Genomic DNA, 16242 nt, shown 5'->3' with positions numbered 1-16242 from the left:
ACGGCTCTCCAACGCGCAACAAGCTTAGACAAAACGACCCCGCCTTAATGGAAACCGGCGCGGTAAAGCACGGATATGTCGCGGGCTTGGCCCGAACTGCAGTCCTTGGTCGGAATCCGGAGACAGAATCTCTTCATTCTCTCGCAGAGGAGGCTCTTGAAGCCGCAATTGAGGTTATGAAGCCCGGAGTGACGGCGGGCGCCGTGGATGCAGCCGCTCGCAAGGTGATTGAGCGATCTGGGCGCCCCAAAGTTTTTCGCCACCGAACTGGATACCAAACCGGCATCCATTGGTCGGAGCGTGGCAACCTCAGCTTGGAGCCAGGTGCTACGGATGTCCTCGAACTCGGAATGATCTTCCATATGCCGATCCTGCTGTTCGGCGAAAGCGGGCGCATTTGTGGTTGCAGCGAGCAAGTCGTGGTTGGGGAAGGAGGTGCGGAAATACTTAGTCAAACACCGCACACTCTCTATCGCGCATGATTGGCCGGCAGGGCGTTATCAACTTAACTCGGGTTCAGGATTGCGGCAGAGTCAGATGGGATGAACACTGCGGTCCTGAACCTGAGCTGCAAGCTACATCGGTTCGCGACATGCAGTCCGGCTCTACCACAGGTTCCCCTTGAGCCTGCGTCTGGTGGAGGAAATGCCGCTTGAGTGCGGGAACATGGCTTCGTCGGAGACAATTTGCCTATGGGGCATCAAGCGGCTCTGATTGTGTTTCGGTGTGCAATTTTGATCCCGTGATGGAGTGGACCCTTCGGGCCGGACAGGATGGTTTTCGCTAATTGACCGGGCAGCCGGGCTTTCAGAGGATGAAGGCCCATGGCAAAGCACCGAACCCACATCGAATTCCTAAGGGCAAGTTTCGCAGGAGTATTTCGGCGGCGAGTCCCTGCAGGCCCTCTCGAAGCGCCACGACATCTCACGGAATCTGATCCGGATAGAGTCGAGAAGTTTCGGGCGGGCGCTCTCGATGAGGATGCCGCAGCGGCACCCCGCTCCCGCGGTCTCCGTCGCCAAAGAATGCCGGCTGATGGGCCTCTCGGCACGATCTTCTATGACCAGCCGCGCCGCTTGGCAGACGACACCGCGATCATCCAAGCAATTGCGCCATCTGCCATCTGCGACGGGTTCGAGCACTATGGCTGGCGTCGTGTCCGTGCCGCCCTTCGGCACAAAGGCATGATCGTCAATCACAAGAAGATCCGCCGCTTGATGGGCGAGCATGACCTTTAGCCGAGACACGGTGACCACGGATAGCGATCACAATCAGCCGATCTCACCGAACCTCGCCCGGGACATCATCTCCGATGGACCCGATCAGCTCTGGGCAGCGGACATCACATATGTACACCGTCATTGGGCCGGCTTTGCCTATGTTGCCGTTGTTCTGCATGCCTAGCCGCGGCGGGTTGTCAGATATGCCATCAGCCGCTCGATCGACGCGCGGCGTACGCATCCGGTGAAGCTTCCGATTACCCACATCGTCGGCTTGATCCAATGGAGATGCGGAAGGCGATGTCGTGCAAGCGGGTCATGCCGCGCCAGACGACCATGTTGCCGGCGTTTCCAACCCAGGGTCTTTCTCGGCAGGCGCTTGACGAGTTGCTGCCATGAGTGAACACAATCGGTGTTGCGACGATCGACGATCGCTTGAATCCGCCTTGTGATCCGCGATCGGAATGATGCACGCAGCCGGGTGGCGGTTTGCGTCCTTCGACTGCGGCGGTCAAAGCCGCTAGCGACGCTGTGAATGCTCAGGGCGGTGCCTTTCGGGAAGTACTCACGCAGTAGCCCATTGGTGTGTAAGCGCGTAGGCATCCCCACGTAGCGTGCAGGCGGTTGATCGCTCATTTTCAGCATGAATCATGCGGAGAATCCTGTGAGCGACAGTATGAGCCATCATCGAACATTCGAGATTTTGACGGCGGAGCCTGTGCCGTCCCGACGCAAGCCGCGCCATCGGTCGGACGAAGAGAAGGCACGGCTTGTCGCCGAAGCCTTCTCGCCAGGGGGTAATGTGTCGGCAGTTGCGCGTTCCGAGGGGCTGGACCCCTCGCAGCTCTATGCATGGCGCCGCAAGGCGCTTTCGTCGGGCATGGTTGCGCCACTGACAGAGGGAGCGAGCAAGCCGGCGAAGTTCACGCGCTTTGAAGCGATGGGCAGCGACATGGTGGAAATCGTCATTGGCGATGCCGTGGTGCGCGCCGGCGGCGATGTTGATCCCGATCGCCTGGCGAGGATCATCCGCGCGGTTCGCAAGGCATGATCGCTTCCGGTGTGGTGGTTTACGTGTCGTGCCAGCCGGTCGACTTCCGCAAGGGCGCGGCATCTTTGATGGCGCTGGTCAGGGATGGCGGCCTGGACCCGTTCTCGGGGGCGCTTCACGTATTTCGTTCGAAGCGTGCGGACCGGGTTCGCATCGTGTGGTGGGACGGCAGCGGGGTTTGTCTTTATTCGAAGACTCTGGAAGATCACAGCTTCTGCTGGTCTGCGATATCGGCCGCGCGCATGCGTCTCGACCACGCCCAGCTGATGGCGCTTCTGGCCGGGTTAGACTGGAAAAAGATCCGTCCGACCAGGATCAGGCGGCCGTTATCGACGGGCTGAAACCGGCCTGCGGCAAGATGAATCATGCGGCTGGAACGGTTGGGAAAGCGGCTGTTTTTGTGCTCTGTTGCTTGCCATGGTTCTACCGGGTCTTGCCCTTCCCGACGACGTTGATGCGCTGAAGGCGATGATCCTTTCCATGGCTCGCGAGCAGGCTGCGAGCCAGGCCCGGATCGCAGTCGCCGAAGCTCGGATCGCAGCATCCGAGGCGGAGGTCGCCCGGCTGAAGGCCGTCGAGAGGAGCGCCAACGAGCGGATCGCCAATCTCACGTCGATCCTGAAAGTTTTACAGCGCACGCAACATGGCACGCGTTCCGAGCGGCTACGCCTGGCCATCGACGACGAGCAGGCCTCCTTTGCCTTCGAAGAGGTCGAGACCGGCCTTTCGGAAATCCGGAGCGAACTCGACCGCGCGGTCGGGAATAAGCCGAAGCGCGCGCCGCGTCCGCGCAAGGGTTTTGCTGCCCACCTCGAACGCATCGAGGAAGTTATCGAGCCGGAAATCCCTGGCGACTGCGAGGGGCTGGAAAAGGTTCTGATCGGCGAGGACCGATCCGAGCGGCTGGACGTCGTGCCGCCGAAGTTCCGGGTCATCGTCACGCGCCTTCCCAAATACGCTTTCCGGGGCCGTGACGGCGTGGTCCAGGCTCTGGCGTCGGCGCACATCGTTGAAAGCGGCCTGCCGACGGAGCGGCTGCTCGCCTACATCGCCGTGTCGAAATACGCCGACGGCCTTCCGCTTTACCGGCAGGAGACGATCTATCTGCGCGACGGTGTCGAGATCAGCCGGTCGCTGATGGCGCAGTGGGATGGGGCATCTGGGCTTCGAGTTGCAGATGCTCGCCGATTACATCCTCGAGTGCGTCAAGGAGGGCGAAAGGGTCTTCGCCGACGAGACGACCTTGCCCACCCTTGCCCCCGGTTCCGGGAAAACCACGAAAGCCTGGCTATGGGCCTACGCACGGGATGATCGACCCTATGGCGGAACCAGTCCGCCAATGGTTGCCTATCGTTTTGAGGACAGCCGAGGCGCGGATCGCGTGGCGCGTCATCTCGCTGGATTCAGCGGCATCCTGCAGGTTGACGGCTACTCGGCCTATACCAACCTGGTCAAGGCACGGGCCAAAGCCGGCAGCAATGAAACAATCCGGCTCGCCGGGTGCTGGGCTCACCTGCGGCGCAAATTCTACGACCTGCACATCAGCGGGATCTCGCAGGCCGCGACGGATTCGATCATCGCCATGACCGAATTGTGGAAGGTCGAGGACGAGGTTCGCGGCAAGGATGCCGGAAGCCGCGCCGCGCTCCGTCAGGAAAAGTCCGTGGCCATTGTCGCGAGCCTCTTCGATCTATGGGAAGCGGAACTGGGGAAGGTCTCCGGAAAATCCAAAACCGCCGAGGCGATCCGCTACGCGCTCACCCGGCGGGAGGCGCTGGAACGCTTTCTGATGGACGGTCGCATCGAAATCGACTCCAATATCGTCGAGCGTGCAATCAGGCCCCAGACGATCACGCGAAAGAATAGTCTATTCGCCGGCAGCCAAGGCGGTGGACGAACCTGGGCGACGGTAGCCACCTTACTGCAAACCTGCAAAATGAACAGCGTCGATCCGCTCGACTGGCTCTCGCAGACCTTGACCCGCATCACTCAAGGATGGGCGGCATCCGAGATCGACGTTATCGGCTGACCGCTTACATTGGTGTTCTCGTTGGTGCCGTGCTTTCGTGGCTGATGCGCATCGTCTTGTCGTCCGGGAAGTCGATCGGCCAGCATCGGGGAATCTGCTCCGGGCTCCAGGCCCTGCCCATCGCCGATCCTTTCGCGGACCACGCCGGCGGCCCTTCCACGGAACGGTGGGACCATTAACGGGAGCGCCGCCCGGGGCCACGGCAACGCCAGCAAGCCTCTCCTCCACATAAGTGCGCAAGGTTGCGTTGAACGCAAGCTTGGTCGGCTTGGGCCGACGGGCTGATCGATCCGCACGCCACTGGGCAGTCGTGGCCCGATACTCCAACCCGCCGCTGCGGGTGGCACGCGTTGCGCCGCGGTTCACGGGAGATTGTCGAGGCGGCCCGACCGAGCCGGCCCCCAATCTCCTGCTTGGAATGGCCCTGTACCCCGAGAAGTGCGATCTCTTCGCGCTCCACGAATGACAGGTACCGCCCGGAGAGCGGCTTCGCCGAGGATCTGAACATCGCTGGTGGCATACCGCCCGCTTTCGGAACCATCTGTGCGGCGCGGCAATCAACGTGAGCGCCGTATTGCCTCACCCCTGATTGTCGCGCTGCGACACTCCGGCTTCGAGCGCAGCATCTTCGCTGCTCAGCCCCGCGGCGATCGCCCGCCAGAATCTAATCTGTTCATCGCGCCCCGCCAAAGGCCGCCGTCCTGGTGAAGGTATTGGCGCTCGTCCAAACCGTGCCGATCGCCGCTTTCGAATGCTCGTCGCAACTCCAACCTGAGAGTGGTGCGATGACCGCTTTGAATCCGCCCAATATGCCGCGACAGGTAACGCGATCACCTTGCCGCCCACGGCTTGGTCGTTTCCATGGGCCGGCGCGGCAATCCCTACGACAATGCAGAGACGGAAAGACGCGCCGCCCTGGTATTGCCGACCTTGAATTTCTGCAAGGTACCGAGGATTCAGGCTTTGGATTGGCCCGCTCGAAGATGACCTTGCGCGAGGCCTTGGCTTTCCTGGTGTCGCGCGAGATCGGACGGCGCGACGAGCGGCGCATCTCCATGTCGAGCAAGATCGCGCAGTTCCCGTTCGTGCGCGAACTCGACGGCTTCGACTTCGACGCACAGCCATCGGTGGACCCAGGACAGATCAGGGAGCTGGCGACGTCGCCATGGGCTTTTGCCAACATCACCACCAGCGTGGCTGCAGTGACGAATTGGACATTGTAATTCTGCCGGATCGCCTCGCGACCAAGGCTCACAGCAAGATGGGTTTTGTCTGTTCCCGGAGGCCCCAGCAACAAGAGCGTGTCGCCGTGGGCAATCCAGCGGCAGGGCGGGCGTGCGAACGCGCGGTCACTTTATAACGACGACCGGCCTCGAAGTTCGGTTTTGTCGGTCTGCACGAGAGGACAACGACAGCGGTCTCGGCCGACTTCCTTCGTCACCGCCTGGATGCCGTCTCCTACGAGATCCACACGGTACTCACCGCCAACGGCGTCCAGTTCACGACCCAGGTCGGCGGCTCGGCCCTCTCATGCCGGTCGAAGATTGCTCTGGACGAGCCATAGGGCGGGTGCCGTGAGCGCTTCTATGATCCAGTTGGTCTTTCTGGGTGATTGATATGAATTGAGTTTAACACCAGCAAAAGTTTTTGAGAATTCTCAAGCGCATTTTGTTGTCCTATCGAGATCTAGTAACAGCGCTTATGGCCTAGAGCGACTTCTTCAACAAAGCCGCTATCGAGCAGGCAAACGATCTGGCCAGATGATGACCGTCGCATGTAATAAGACCGTCGGAATCTTAGGCAGCTGCCACCGAGAATAGCCGCCTAGCCTAGGAAACGGAGGTTCAGATGAGTCTTTTAATCTGCGAGCCAAAACCTACGCCTAGATCTTCGATAGTTTCGCCCATGCAGTAGAGGGAGGCAGGATGAACCGGCGGGAATCCCTCGCACTCGCTGGACTCTTTGGCAGGTCGACTGCCTACACCCAGTCACGCAATCCCACCTGGCATGGGCGCTGAGCGTTTTCATGCCGTCGTCTAGGAACTGTTCATGCAAAAGCTATACTATTCGAGGGCCAATGCGGTTAACCTTCTTTCGCCTTCATGTGAGGTGGCGTGATGGAAGGCAAGCGTTTACAACCGCCGCTTCCTCGTTCCGAGCCACGGATTAGGGTCCTTCACGACGATGTTACGATGGATCGATATGGTTGGCTTCGCGAATGGGAGCATCCCGAAGTCTGCGCATACCTGGAAGCCGAGAACAACTATGCAGAGCAAGCGACAACTCACCTGACGGATCTTAAAGCGGAGCTCATCGCCGAGATCGAAGGGCGTCGGACCTGCGAGGGGGACGCAATTGAGTTCCAGCTGGGGCCTTTCGAGTACTTCCAAAAGCCGGAGCGCGGCCTGTTTCATCCAGCTTGGTGGCGCCGGGCCGTCACGGGGGGCCCGGCCCAGCTTGTATTGGACCCGAATGCCATCCCGGGAGCCGAAGTTTTCTATTCCCTCGGCGTTTTCGAGCCGAGCGACGACGGACGTTATTTAGCCTTCAGCTTCGATCTCATCGGTGACGAGGGCCACGAGTTAAGAGTGCGCGATATCGAGAGCGGCCGCGATGTCTGGCGGGACTCGGGACGTGCCGCACATGTAATTTGGGCGGCCGACGGCAATACACTCTTTTTTGCACGGGAGCGGATTGAACCGAGGCGATGCGACAAAGTTGTTCGCTTAGCTGTTGAGACCGGCACAGCCGAAGTGATATTCGAAGAGGCCAACGAGTTCCTTGATGTCCGCGTTCGCCGCTCTGACAGCGGCGCCTGGTTATTCCTCGACGTGATCACGACCTGTAACTATTCCGTTCAGCAGGGGGCTGCGGAGGTGTGGTGTCTTCCCGCCGACGATCCGAGGGGCGAGTGGCGTAGAATTGTAACACGCGCACTTGCTCTCGAAGTTTTTGCGGAGCACTGGAAGGATCGGTTCGTTTTCCGGGTAAATGATACTGGCCCGGGACGGCGGCTAGTAAGCGCACCGATAGACAACCCATCAACTTTCCACTGGAAGGAGGTTGTACCTCATCGAGCGGACGTGACGCTTGAAGAGGTCCACGTGCTCGAACACCACTTAGTCGTAGTTGAGCGAGAAGGCCTTCGGCCACGGTTAGTCTCCCGAGACGCGAACGGGTCCGTCAGAGCTACGCACATTACGGACGAAGCAAGTTGTACTCTAACGGTCGGGGTGTCAGCTCGTGGTTACTACTCAGTTCCACGGCATGCGTTCCGCACTGCGACACTGGTATGTTCGGTCAGTTCGTTTGTGACACCGAACACGGTCATCGAGTACGATCTCGACGGCTGCCGATCGACGCTTCTATCCCGAGCCTGCGTTCAAGGCTATGACGCTGCTAAATATGCGGCAACGGTATTAATCGTGCAGGCGGAAGATGGCGCGGAAATCCCGGTCTCACTGGTAGCGCGACACGACTGGGTGAACCCAGGGCCGGTCATATTGCGGGTTTACGGGTGTTACGGAAAGCCTATTTGGCCCTCTTTCAACCCTGCCCGCTTGAGTTTGCTCGACCGGGGCGTCGCGTTCGGTTTTGTACATTTACGTGGCGGCGGTGAGTTCGGCCGCCCGTGGCATGAGGCGGCTATGGGCAATCAAAAGCGCACTACCTACACAGACCTAATCGCCGTTGCCGAGGGATTGGTTAAGCGCGGGCTTGCTCGCCAGGATGGCGTGGCGATTGAGGGTAAGAGCGCTGGCGGAGGTACAGTGCTTGCCGCAGCCGCGTTGCGGCCCGACTTGTTCCGCGCTGTGCTCGCCGAGGTTCCACTCGCCGATATCCTCGATACCGAGCTGGACTTTTCGATGCCATACGCCTTTCAAGAAACCGTGGAGTACGGAAACCCGCGCGTCTTTCAGGAGTATAGGTATCTACGCACGTACGACCCATACTACAACCTCAGCGCTGATCGCTTGCTTCCACCGACGTATGTCGATACCGCACTTAATGACAGCCAGGCGCTTTGCCACCAGGCTGCTCGGTACGTTGCGCAGCGCCGCTCCTGCGCTGCCGATCGTGACCCCAAACTAGTCTTCCGAGTGCGGAAGGTCGGCGGCCACAGCGGTGCCTCGCATGGGCCAGACGTTGCCGAGAACGCAGCGTTTCGCATTGCCTGGGTGCTCGACCAACTCCGATGCTCAGGAAGTTGAACGGATTCTACCCCAGATGACTGTGTAGAGACCTTGGAAACTGAAATGCGCGACGCGGCCCTAGCAGGCTTCTCTGATTGGGGTTGTTAAGGTCAAGCTCCTGTCGCGTTTTTTTCGGACCCTGTCGTGAAGGTCAGGCGGCGGGCTTTTCGGCTTCGCGCAGGCGCTTCCATTTCCAGGGCAGTAGTTCGTGCAGACGCAAGGCGGGAAGATCGGCAATGCGGGCCAGGACATCGGCGAGCCAAGCTTTCGGGTCGACGTCGTTGAGGCGTGCCGTGGTGATGAGGGTAAGCATGACGGCGGCGCGGTCGGCGCCGCGCTGGGAACCGGCGAAGGTCCAATTGCGCCTTTGGTCGAGCCGCTGCTAACGATCCTCGCCACAATGCTGGAAGAGTTCGTCCTCCTGACGAAGCAGGTTCTCGACTCGTTCGCAACGTCATCATATTGCCCGCCGCGCGCACGCGCACGTGCCAATCATGCGGCCTTCGTCGTGGTCTTCGACCGATCAAGTTGGTTCCAGCTTCCAGTCGATCAGCGAGTGATCGGCCGGCGGATTCTCTTCGAACGCATGGATGTAGGTCTGTAGGTCAGAACCTGCGAACGTAGCGCTCCTGCTTGCCCACCGCGGTAATCTGGTGATAGCGGCGAACTCTACCTGCTGCCATGTCGTCTCGCCCTGATCGACCGTAATGCTATGACGGACCGCCCAGGGCGCCACCGCAAGTTGGCAAAGACCCAATGAACAGGATCGTGAAAAGCCGCTAAATACCGGCCTGTTTACATGAGCGCTCAAGCAGCTCGACATACCGAACCGGTCATTCCACAGCGCCATCGCAAACACCAACACAGATGCGGCCAGATCGCCTGCATAACCGCTGGGCATCGGGGCCGTTATGCAACCTCAAACAGTGGCGGCGCATCGCAACGGGCTACGCGAAAATTGCCGCCAACTTGCTCGGATTCGCAAAACTCACTGCCGGTCTGCTGGCAATAATTATACCGTTTGGTCTATTGCGTCAGAGATTATATTTAACCCTTCAACAAGGTCATCATTGTTTATATTGATAGGCGGCATGAGCTTAAGCATCTCGCTATCTGGACCGCATCGCTCAACAACTAATCCCGCTGAGATGGCGCGTTGTTGAGCGGCTCGCGTAAGTCCGCCATTGCCTCGGCCAAAATCGATAGCTGCAATCAAGCCGTGACATCTAGTCGCAACGATACCCTGCTTGTCACCGAGCCCGACCACCGCGTTCTCCATTGTTTGGGCATTTGTGCGTATAAGACTTAGAAATGCCGGATCGCTCCAATAATCAAGTCCAATTTGGGCCGTAAGGAACGCCAGCTGATTTCCACGGAACGTCCCGGTATGCTCTCCTGGCTCCCAGGCATCCCATTCAGGATCAATCAGCACAATCGCCATGGGAAGTCCGTAGCCGCTGATAGATTTCGCACAAGTGATAATGTCCGGCTTGATCCCAGATTGCTCAAAGCCAAAAAAATCTCCCGTTCGTCCACACCCTGTTTGGATTTCATCGAGAATAAGAGCAATGCCGTTATCCTTGGTCCATTTGCGAAGTCGCTGAAGAAAATCGTTCGACGCCGCGTACACGCCGGCTTGTATCTGGATTGACTCTAAAATGACACCGGCAGGCAGTTCTGTCCCGCTACCTTGGTCATTAACCATCCTTTCGAGGTACGCCATCGAATCGAACGCCCCGTGCGGGCTATCTTCGTACGGAACGAAAATGACGTGATCAGGTAACACGCTGTTACCACGTTTGCGGATATTGCCACTGATAGACAGCGCACCTAGCGTCATACCGTGAAAAGCGCCATAGAACGACACCACCTTTGAACGTCCTGTCGCTTTCCGTACCAGTTTAAGCGCTGCCTCAACCGCATCCGCCCCGGTCGGGCCCGTGAACTGCACCTTATAGTCCCAGCCCCGGGGCTCAAAAAGCTGGCGTTCAATGGTCTCAAGGAAGCGGCGCTTCATAGTCGTATGAAGATCAAGGCCATGGGTCACGCCGTTATGATTTAGATACTGCACAAGGGCATCTCGCATGCGGGGGTCGTTGTGCCCGTAATTAAGAGCGCCAGACCCGGCGAAAAAATCGATGTATTCGCGACCATCTTCCGCCTTAATACGTGCGCCAACCGCAGTATCGAACACCATCGGTACATCCCGAGGGTACATACGAACATTCGATTCCATCCGTTCAAAGACGTTAGTGTTTCTCATTTGGTCACCCCTTAATTGCTTCTTGTATAGGCTCAGACGCCTTACAAACGGATATGGTTGTTACGTTGACAATGCTGACATCACCTACCCAGATGACGGCAGTCCATTTTTGACTTAGCCGCTCGTAAGCATTCGCGGGCCTCATCCTGTGAGCCACCACATGCTTGAAAAGTTAGCACGCGAGCTTTTAGGGGGCATATTTGCGAACGGCCCAGAGCAAAGCCTAGGCTGGTTTTGGCAAAACATGCTGCTAAACGCTAGCCAAAAAAAAACCGCTAGACATAAACGCATTTTATAGATCCCAAGGGGAGAAGCGATCATTGTCAAGGAAGTGGTGGGTGCCGGCGCGCTGACCCGACAGCAGTGTGCTTGCTCATGCGAGGCGGGATATTGAGGCTGAGTTGCGCAATCCGGCTTTTGGTCCGGCGCGCGATTATGAGCTAAATTGGCGACAAGGTTTGGCGCAGCAGCACACAGTTTTGCGCGCCAGGGGCGTCGAAAGGAGTTCGCTGTCTCATTCATCAAGAACACTGAGGGATGATAATATTGGTTATAGCTTTTGCAGAAGATGGCAATGTGACGCCGTTGCCCCAGGGCAAAGCGATCGGCTGGGGCGGTACAGAGGTCTTGATCCTTGACAAACTCGCTAAGCAGCACGACAAGGTATGGGTTGTCCCTGCGGCAGGCACCGCGCTCTCGTTCTTGACGGTCAAATATGTTTGATAGGCTTAAGGTAGTTTTCCAAACTGATAGTTTCTCAGAAGAGAGATGCGCGACGATTTTAACGCTTTTGATTACGACCCCCTTGTTCGGTTTGCTACTTGCGCTTTCGTCCCAAGGCACTAACCAACTTGATACGAAACCGGAAAGTCCCTTCCAAGCTACTTCAATCTTGCTTCCGCCGCGCTGAGGATCAGGAGGTCTTCGAAAAGCCGCGATACCAAGGGGTCTAGCTGCTTTGGTTGTCTTGGTGGAATACGAATAGCGCTCACGTTCGCCGGCGGGCCCGAGTTGAGCAACCGGCGCAGACGCGAGGCCCACATCGAGCGCAGCCTCGGAGCCGGCTGCGGTGACGACCTCGGCGAACGCCGCCGGGGTCTGCCGGTCGGGCGAGAAGTGAGGCCCTGGCCGCAGTGTCCACCTATAGTGATGTTTTCAGGCCGGCACAGTGCCTTTGGATCAGCAACCTGGGCATCGGAAGAGATAACGGTCTCAGGTCCTCGGCCCGGCCTGGAATTTGGCTGTCCGCCGCAACACTTGACGCAACATCAAAGAAGTTAGCCCAACTCAGATACCTCTAATGCGCAGATTGAGGTTCGAATTCCCAAACTGCGGGGCGCTACTGGGGCAGGCTGAGCATCGCCATTCGGCCTCCATCGATAGTCCACACTTGGCCGGTGACAAAGGAGGACTCGGGTGAAGCTAGCCACGCAATCAGGCTCGCGACTTCTTCCGGTTTCCCCGTACGCCCGACTGGGTGGATCTTACCGATCTGCTGGCGAAAGCTTTTCGGATCAGACATGCTCTCGATGAACTCCACATTCAGGTCGGTGTCTATCCAGCCAGGAGCGACTGCATTGCAACGGACGCCTTCGGCGCTATGGTCAATCGCGACCGCACGGGTGAGACCGTGGAGGCCTGCTTTCGAGGCGCAATATGCGGCATGTTTCGGGTTGGACCCCAGTCCTTCAATCGAGCCGACATTTACGATCGTGCCGCCAGAGGACCGCAAATGGGGCATTGCCGCTTTAATCAGCACGAATGGCGTAGTCAGATTGACGGCAATCGTGCGCTCCCAATCCGCCAGGCTCATGTCTTCGACGAGTGCCTCCTGCATCATTCCGGCGTTGTTCACCAGGACATCTAGTCGCTTCGCTCGGACAATAACCTTATCGATGGCCTGAGCTGCGCCCGCCGGACCCGTGAAATCGATAGTGATCGCCTCAAATTCCTGATCGTCACCTCGTTGCGCGGTAAAGACGCGCGCACCTTCGGCCGTAAGACGTCGCGCGGTCGCGAGACCGATGCCGCTACGCCCGCCCGTTACAAGTGCTACCTTTCCCTCAAATCTTTTCATCGAACTGTCTTTCCATCGCTAAACGGATGCGCCGGAGAACCAAAGACGCAAGATGCGCGTGTGCTCAGCAATTGCTAACGTCGACCGGAACCGGTCTGCGATGTGCCGCCAGCCTGTCCGGATCGGTGCAATTCAACTTGTAAAAGGCATCGAAGTTTAACTCCCTGAGATATGCCTATGGTGTGCAGTTCATGTGGATACACAAGTAAAAACCACTGTGGAAGCGTCGGCCAACTTTCTCTGCCCCGTTGTTTTTCAGTTCTCAAATTCTCTCAGGCAAGGCTTGGGGAAATGTCCTCCTGTCGTTTCGCCACGTAGGCATCGAGTTCCTCGCGCACAGCCGGATCCATTGGCGGCTGTTCGTAGCTTGCGATGATCGACGCGGCCTTCTCTCGGCAGCGTTGCGCCATGTCCTTGGAGCCTTTGACCTTCCACTGCTCATAACTGAGGTAATCGAGGATCTCTGGTGTGAAGAATGCGTCCTTGAAGCGCTTGAGCGTGAAAGAATCTCCGAGATAGTGGCCCCCAGGACCGATCCGGCGTACTGCTTCGAGAGCGTCCTCGAAATGCTCGAAGGATATGCCGCGCGCGTATTTCTCGATCAGCAGGTTCTGCTCCGCATCGGCGACGAACTTGGCCATGCAGCAGACGAGACCGGCCTCATCCCAGCCGCCGGCATGCATCATCAGGTTGGCGCACGCGCTTGCCCCTGACATGTACGCTATTGCGGACTCGTAACCGGACTGAGCATCGAAGGTCTTGGCCGAGGACTGGGATGCGGTCGTTCGCCACGGCAAGCCATATCGCCTTGCCAGCTGGCCGATGACGGCGTTGATCAGGGTGACTTCGGGCATGCCGGACATCGGAGCGCCACTGCGCATCGATACCGACACTGAGTACTGCCCATAAATCATCTTGGCGCCGGGCCTCACCAGTTGTGTGTAGGCAAGCGCTGCGAGCGCCTCGGCGTTCAACTGGGCGATTGTAGCCGGAATGTCGGCAGGCGTATTGGCCGCGCCGAGGACGAAGGGGGACAGCAGCACAACCTGGTTCGCCTCAACGAAAGCGCGGAGCCCTTCCAGCATGGTCGAATCCCAGACCAGCGGCGAGTTTCCGGACACATGACCGAGCATCACCGCGTTCTGATCCATAAATGCCTTGCCGTGGACGATCTGCCCCATGGCGATCGAGTCCTCGGCACGCTGCTGCCCGGTCGTCAGACCGAAGAAGGGCATGTTCGTTTCCACTAGGCTCGAATGGTTGATGTGCAGATGGCGCCAGGGAACAGCGATATCGGTCGGCTCGCATGTGAACCCGCCCGCGATATGGAACCCGGGCAGCATCTGCGTCAGCCGGTTCATGTTTCGCAGATCCTCGATCGTGGATGCGCGTCGCACACCCTGAAGATCGCGAATGTTTGGCGCGCCCTGCATGGCGCCGAAGGTCATTGTGTCTGGCGCGATCTCGAAACGCTGTGAGGGATCCCGAGAGGTCATTCCAAAACGCGAAGGGCCCTTGGAGATGAGTTCCATAACCATCTCGCCCTCAAGGCGCACGCGCTGACCCTGCACGTCGGCGCCGGCCTCCTTCCATTGCCTGAGAGCAGGCTCGTCCCTGAATTCGATCCCGATCTCGCGCAGGATCGCAAGTGAAGCCTGGTGAATGCGCTCTAACTGCTCCACGGAAACGACCTCGACGGGTCGAATGCCATACTTGATCGTCGCGACACGAGGCCTCTTCTCCGCCTCCCGAGCGGCCACAACCGACGAGCGCCCCCCGCGGCGCCGACTACGGGAATATCAACATCCATCATCGTATCTTCTCAAAAAGGGGGCACAAGAGGTTCGCCACCCGGCCGCGGGAACCGCTACCATTGATAATAAGACCCAGCTATTGTTCCGAAAAGTCACAAAAGGTTTCGCCGGTCTTAAACCCAGTTTATACCTGGGGAGGCCACAGAGGCGTCATTTACCACCGCATCGGACGTCTATCCTCCTGTAAGCTGATCTCGCGGCTATCCACAGTGCATGCGCATCAACTCCGCCCCTTTGGCGATGCTATTGTGATAAGGGTTCAAACGACCGTCCTGACAACGCCTATAAGTTTTTGCGGCCCTTAACACAGTGTATATCTAGGTCTATTTGGAGATTGCTACGTTCCAGGATCAGGCGTCAGGACCCGGAGGCGGGTCAGACACACGTTCGGGTTCAGGCTGTCGGCTTATGGTCTAATCCGGTAACGCGAAGACAGATTGACCAGGACCTGAAGGTCGGGGCCAGTTGCGAATGCGGTGTGTAGGTCGAGAAACGCCTCTCAGTCGAGAGCGGGTGCGAGCACTGATCAATCGCGCCGCCGGGGCAGCCGCCCCGCCACCCGAGGTGAGTGAAAGCTCAGATCGGTACGTGCTTGGTCGAGATCGCCATCCTCAGGCGGTATGGAGAGCACGCGATGCGGGCGAGGGGGCTCTCGCGTTGCCGCGGCTAGGGCGGGCTAACAGCGCAAATCCTGAGACTGGGCGAGGAACCAGTCCACCAGAACCTTGCATTTTTTGTTTTTGCTTTCATCCTCGTTCGCCAATAGGAAGAAGGCGCGGTCAGTCTTGATCTCAGTCGCGAATGGCCTGATCAGCAGGCGAGTTTTGAGTAGGTGCTGAGCGGTCAAAGACCACCCCAACGCTATTCCTTCAGCAGCCAGAGCCGCTTGAAGTGTTAGCTGGTAATCGTTGAAAACGATATTGGGTTTGATGTCGCTGGGATCGCCGCCTGCCAATTCAACCCACTCAGGCCAACCCATTCGCTTGCGAAAAGCATCCGATGAGTGAATTAACTGATGATGAACAAGATCATCCACGGTTTGCGGAGCGGAGTGCGACAGAAGATAAGCGGGTGAGCAGACAGGAAAAATGATCTCGTCGCAAACGAACCTACTGTTCACGCTCTCAAAATCTCGGGGCCGTACCAACACCGAGACATCGATCTCATGATCCGGCTCGACGTCTCGATCGGTCGCGACAACCTTGATCCTAACGTCGGGGTGCTCTTCCTGGAAATGATAGAGCTGAGGCGCCAGCCAATGTGCTGCTAGAGATGTCGAAGCCGCAAAAGTGACGTACTTCGGTCCGCGATCGGAGATGGTCTCCAGGCGCTGTTCCAGGCGGCGGAAGCTGGTGCGCACCTCCTCATAGAGGAGCCTCCCGGCCTGCGTCAGCTGCACTCCTCGATTATCTCGGACAAAGAGTGGGGTTCCGCAATGCTTCTCGAATGTCTTGATCGAGTGCGAAACGCTTGGTTGCGTTACATTGAGCTCACCCGCTGCAGTCTTGAAACTCAAGGTTCGAGCAGCCGCTTCAAAGACAAAGAGCGAGTGCGTTGAGGGTACATGATCGCGAAGCTTCGACATGAAGCGAGTC

At 58.3% G+C, this 16242-nt stretch carries 9 protein-coding genes and 8 pseudogenes; 9 read left to right on the top strand and 8 right to left on the bottom strand.

What is annotated here, in order from left to right:
* From NKH37_RS32485 to NKH37_RS32475, 3 genes and pseudogenes are all read left to right on the top strand, one after another.
* On the top strand, nucleotides 1–482 hold a 482-nt coding region (locus tag NKH37_RS32485), incomplete at its 5' end, for a M24 family metallopeptidase (RefSeq protein ID WP_353042361.1).
* A 97-nt stretch (nucleotides 483–579) separates the two neighbouring features.
* Nucleotides 580–705 (top strand): annotated as a pseudogene (locus NKH37_RS32480) (IS6 family transposase); the annotation flags it as partial.
* Between the two features lie 371 nt (nucleotides 706–1076).
* A complete protein-coding gene (locus NKH37_RS32475) occupies nucleotides 1077–1238 on the top strand; it encodes an IS3 family transposase (RefSeq protein ID WP_352813825.1) in 162 nt (53 codons plus the stop codon).
* A 474-nt stretch (nucleotides 1239–1712) separates the two neighbouring features.
* On the opposite strand, the pseudogene NKH37_RS34140 reads toward NKH37_RS32475, so the two are convergent.
* Nucleotides 1713–1817, bottom strand: a pseudogene (locus tag NKH37_RS34140) (IS30 family transposase); the annotation flags it as partial.
* A gap of 67 nt (nucleotides 1818–1884) precedes the next feature.
* Between NKH37_RS34140 and NKH37_RS32465 the strand changes: the two are divergent.
* From NKH37_RS32465 to tnpC, 3 genes and pseudogenes are all read left to right on the top strand, one after another.
* Nucleotides 1885–2271, top strand: coding sequence for a transposase (locus tag NKH37_RS32465; RefSeq protein ID WP_352611277.1), 387 nt, complete (start codon nucleotides 1885–1887; stop codon nucleotides 2269–2271).
* Nucleotides 2268–2612 (top strand): IS66 family insertion sequence element accessory protein TnpB, encoded by a 345-nt coding sequence (tnpB, locus tag NKH37_RS32460; protein WP_353042357.1) that lies wholly within the window; start codon nucleotides 2268–2270, stop codon nucleotides 2610–2612. The genes NKH37_RS32465 and tnpB overlap by 4 nt, the downstream gene beginning before the upstream one ends.
* A 76-nt stretch (nucleotides 2613–2688) precedes the next feature.
* A pseudogene (tnpC, locus tag NKH37_RS32455) lies at nucleotides 2689–4300 on the top strand (IS66 family transposase).
* A gap of 31 nt (nucleotides 4301–4331) precedes the next feature.
* Here the strand turns inward: tnpC and NKH37_RS32450 are convergent.
* Nucleotides 4332–5053 (bottom strand): annotated as a pseudogene (locus NKH37_RS32450) (transposase); the annotation flags it as partial.
* A gap of 218 nt (nucleotides 5054–5271) precedes the next feature.
* Here NKH37_RS32450 and NKH37_RS32445 point away from each other — a divergent pair.
* Nucleotides 5272–5469 (top strand): annotated as a pseudogene (locus tag NKH37_RS32445) (ATP-binding protein); the annotation flags it as partial.
* A gap of 50 nt (nucleotides 5470–5519) precedes the next feature.
* On the opposite strand, the pseudogene NKH37_RS34135 reads toward NKH37_RS32445, so the two are convergent.
* A pseudogene (locus NKH37_RS34135) lies at nucleotides 5520–5594 on the bottom strand (ATP-binding protein); the annotation flags it as partial.
* An 823-nt stretch (nucleotides 5595–6417) separates the two neighbouring features.
* Here NKH37_RS34135 and NKH37_RS32430 point away from each other — a divergent pair.
* A complete protein-coding gene (locus NKH37_RS32430; protein WP_352813827.1) occupies nucleotides 6418–8511 on the top strand; it encodes a prolyl oligopeptidase family serine peptidase in 2094 nt (697 codons plus the stop codon).
* Between the two features lie 133 nt (nucleotides 8512–8644).
* Here NKH37_RS32430 and NKH37_RS32425 read toward each other — a convergent pair.
* Nucleotides 8645–8860: pseudogene (locus tag NKH37_RS32425) on the bottom strand (transposase domain-containing protein); the annotation flags it as partial.
* Nucleotides 8861–9505: 645 nt separating this feature from the next.
* Nucleotides 9506–10756: a diaminobutyrate--2-oxoglutarate transaminase gene (locus tag NKH37_RS32420; protein WP_352813829.1), complete on the bottom strand. Its 1251-nt coding sequence runs from the start codon at nucleotides 10754–10756 to the stop codon at nucleotides 9506–9508.
* Between the two features lie 537 nt (nucleotides 10757–11293).
* Between NKH37_RS32420 and NKH37_RS32415 the strand changes: the two genes are divergently transcribed.
* Nucleotides 11294–11479, top strand: a complete 186-nt coding sequence (locus tag NKH37_RS32415) for a hypothetical protein (protein WP_353042354.1) — start codon at nucleotides 11294–11296, stop codon at nucleotides 11477–11479.
* 616 nt (nucleotides 11480–12095) lie between these two features.
* Here NKH37_RS32415 and NKH37_RS32410 read toward each other — a convergent pair.
* The 3 genes and pseudogenes from NKH37_RS32410 to NKH37_RS32400 all read right to left on the bottom strand — a co-directional run bounded on the left by NKH37_RS32410 (nucleotide 12096) and on the right by NKH37_RS32400 (nucleotide 16232).
* Nucleotides 12096–12833, bottom strand: coding sequence for an SDR family NAD(P)-dependent oxidoreductase (locus NKH37_RS32410; protein ID WP_352813835.1), 738 nt, complete (start codon nucleotides 12831–12833; stop codon nucleotides 12096–12098).
* Between the two features lie 272 nt (nucleotides 12834–13105).
* Nucleotides 13106–14605, bottom strand: a pseudogene (locus tag NKH37_RS32405) (trimethylamine methyltransferase family protein); the annotation flags it as partial.
* A gap of 718 nt (nucleotides 14606–15323) precedes the next feature.
* Nucleotides 15324–16232 carry a LysR substrate-binding domain-containing protein gene (locus NKH37_RS32400; RefSeq protein ID WP_353042352.1) on the bottom strand — a complete coding sequence of 303 codons (909 nt, stop codon included), beginning with the start codon at nucleotides 16230–16232 and terminating at the stop codon, nucleotides 15324–15326.
* Nucleotides 16233–16242 lie beyond the last annotated feature (10 nt).

Origin of the sequence: Mesorhizobium sp. M1217, from assembly GCF_040318275.1 — a bacterium.
GTDB lineage: Bacteria > Pseudomonadota > Alphaproteobacteria > Rhizobiales > Rhizobiaceae > Mesorhizobium.
This window is presented reverse-complemented; position numbering and strand designations above follow the sequence as displayed.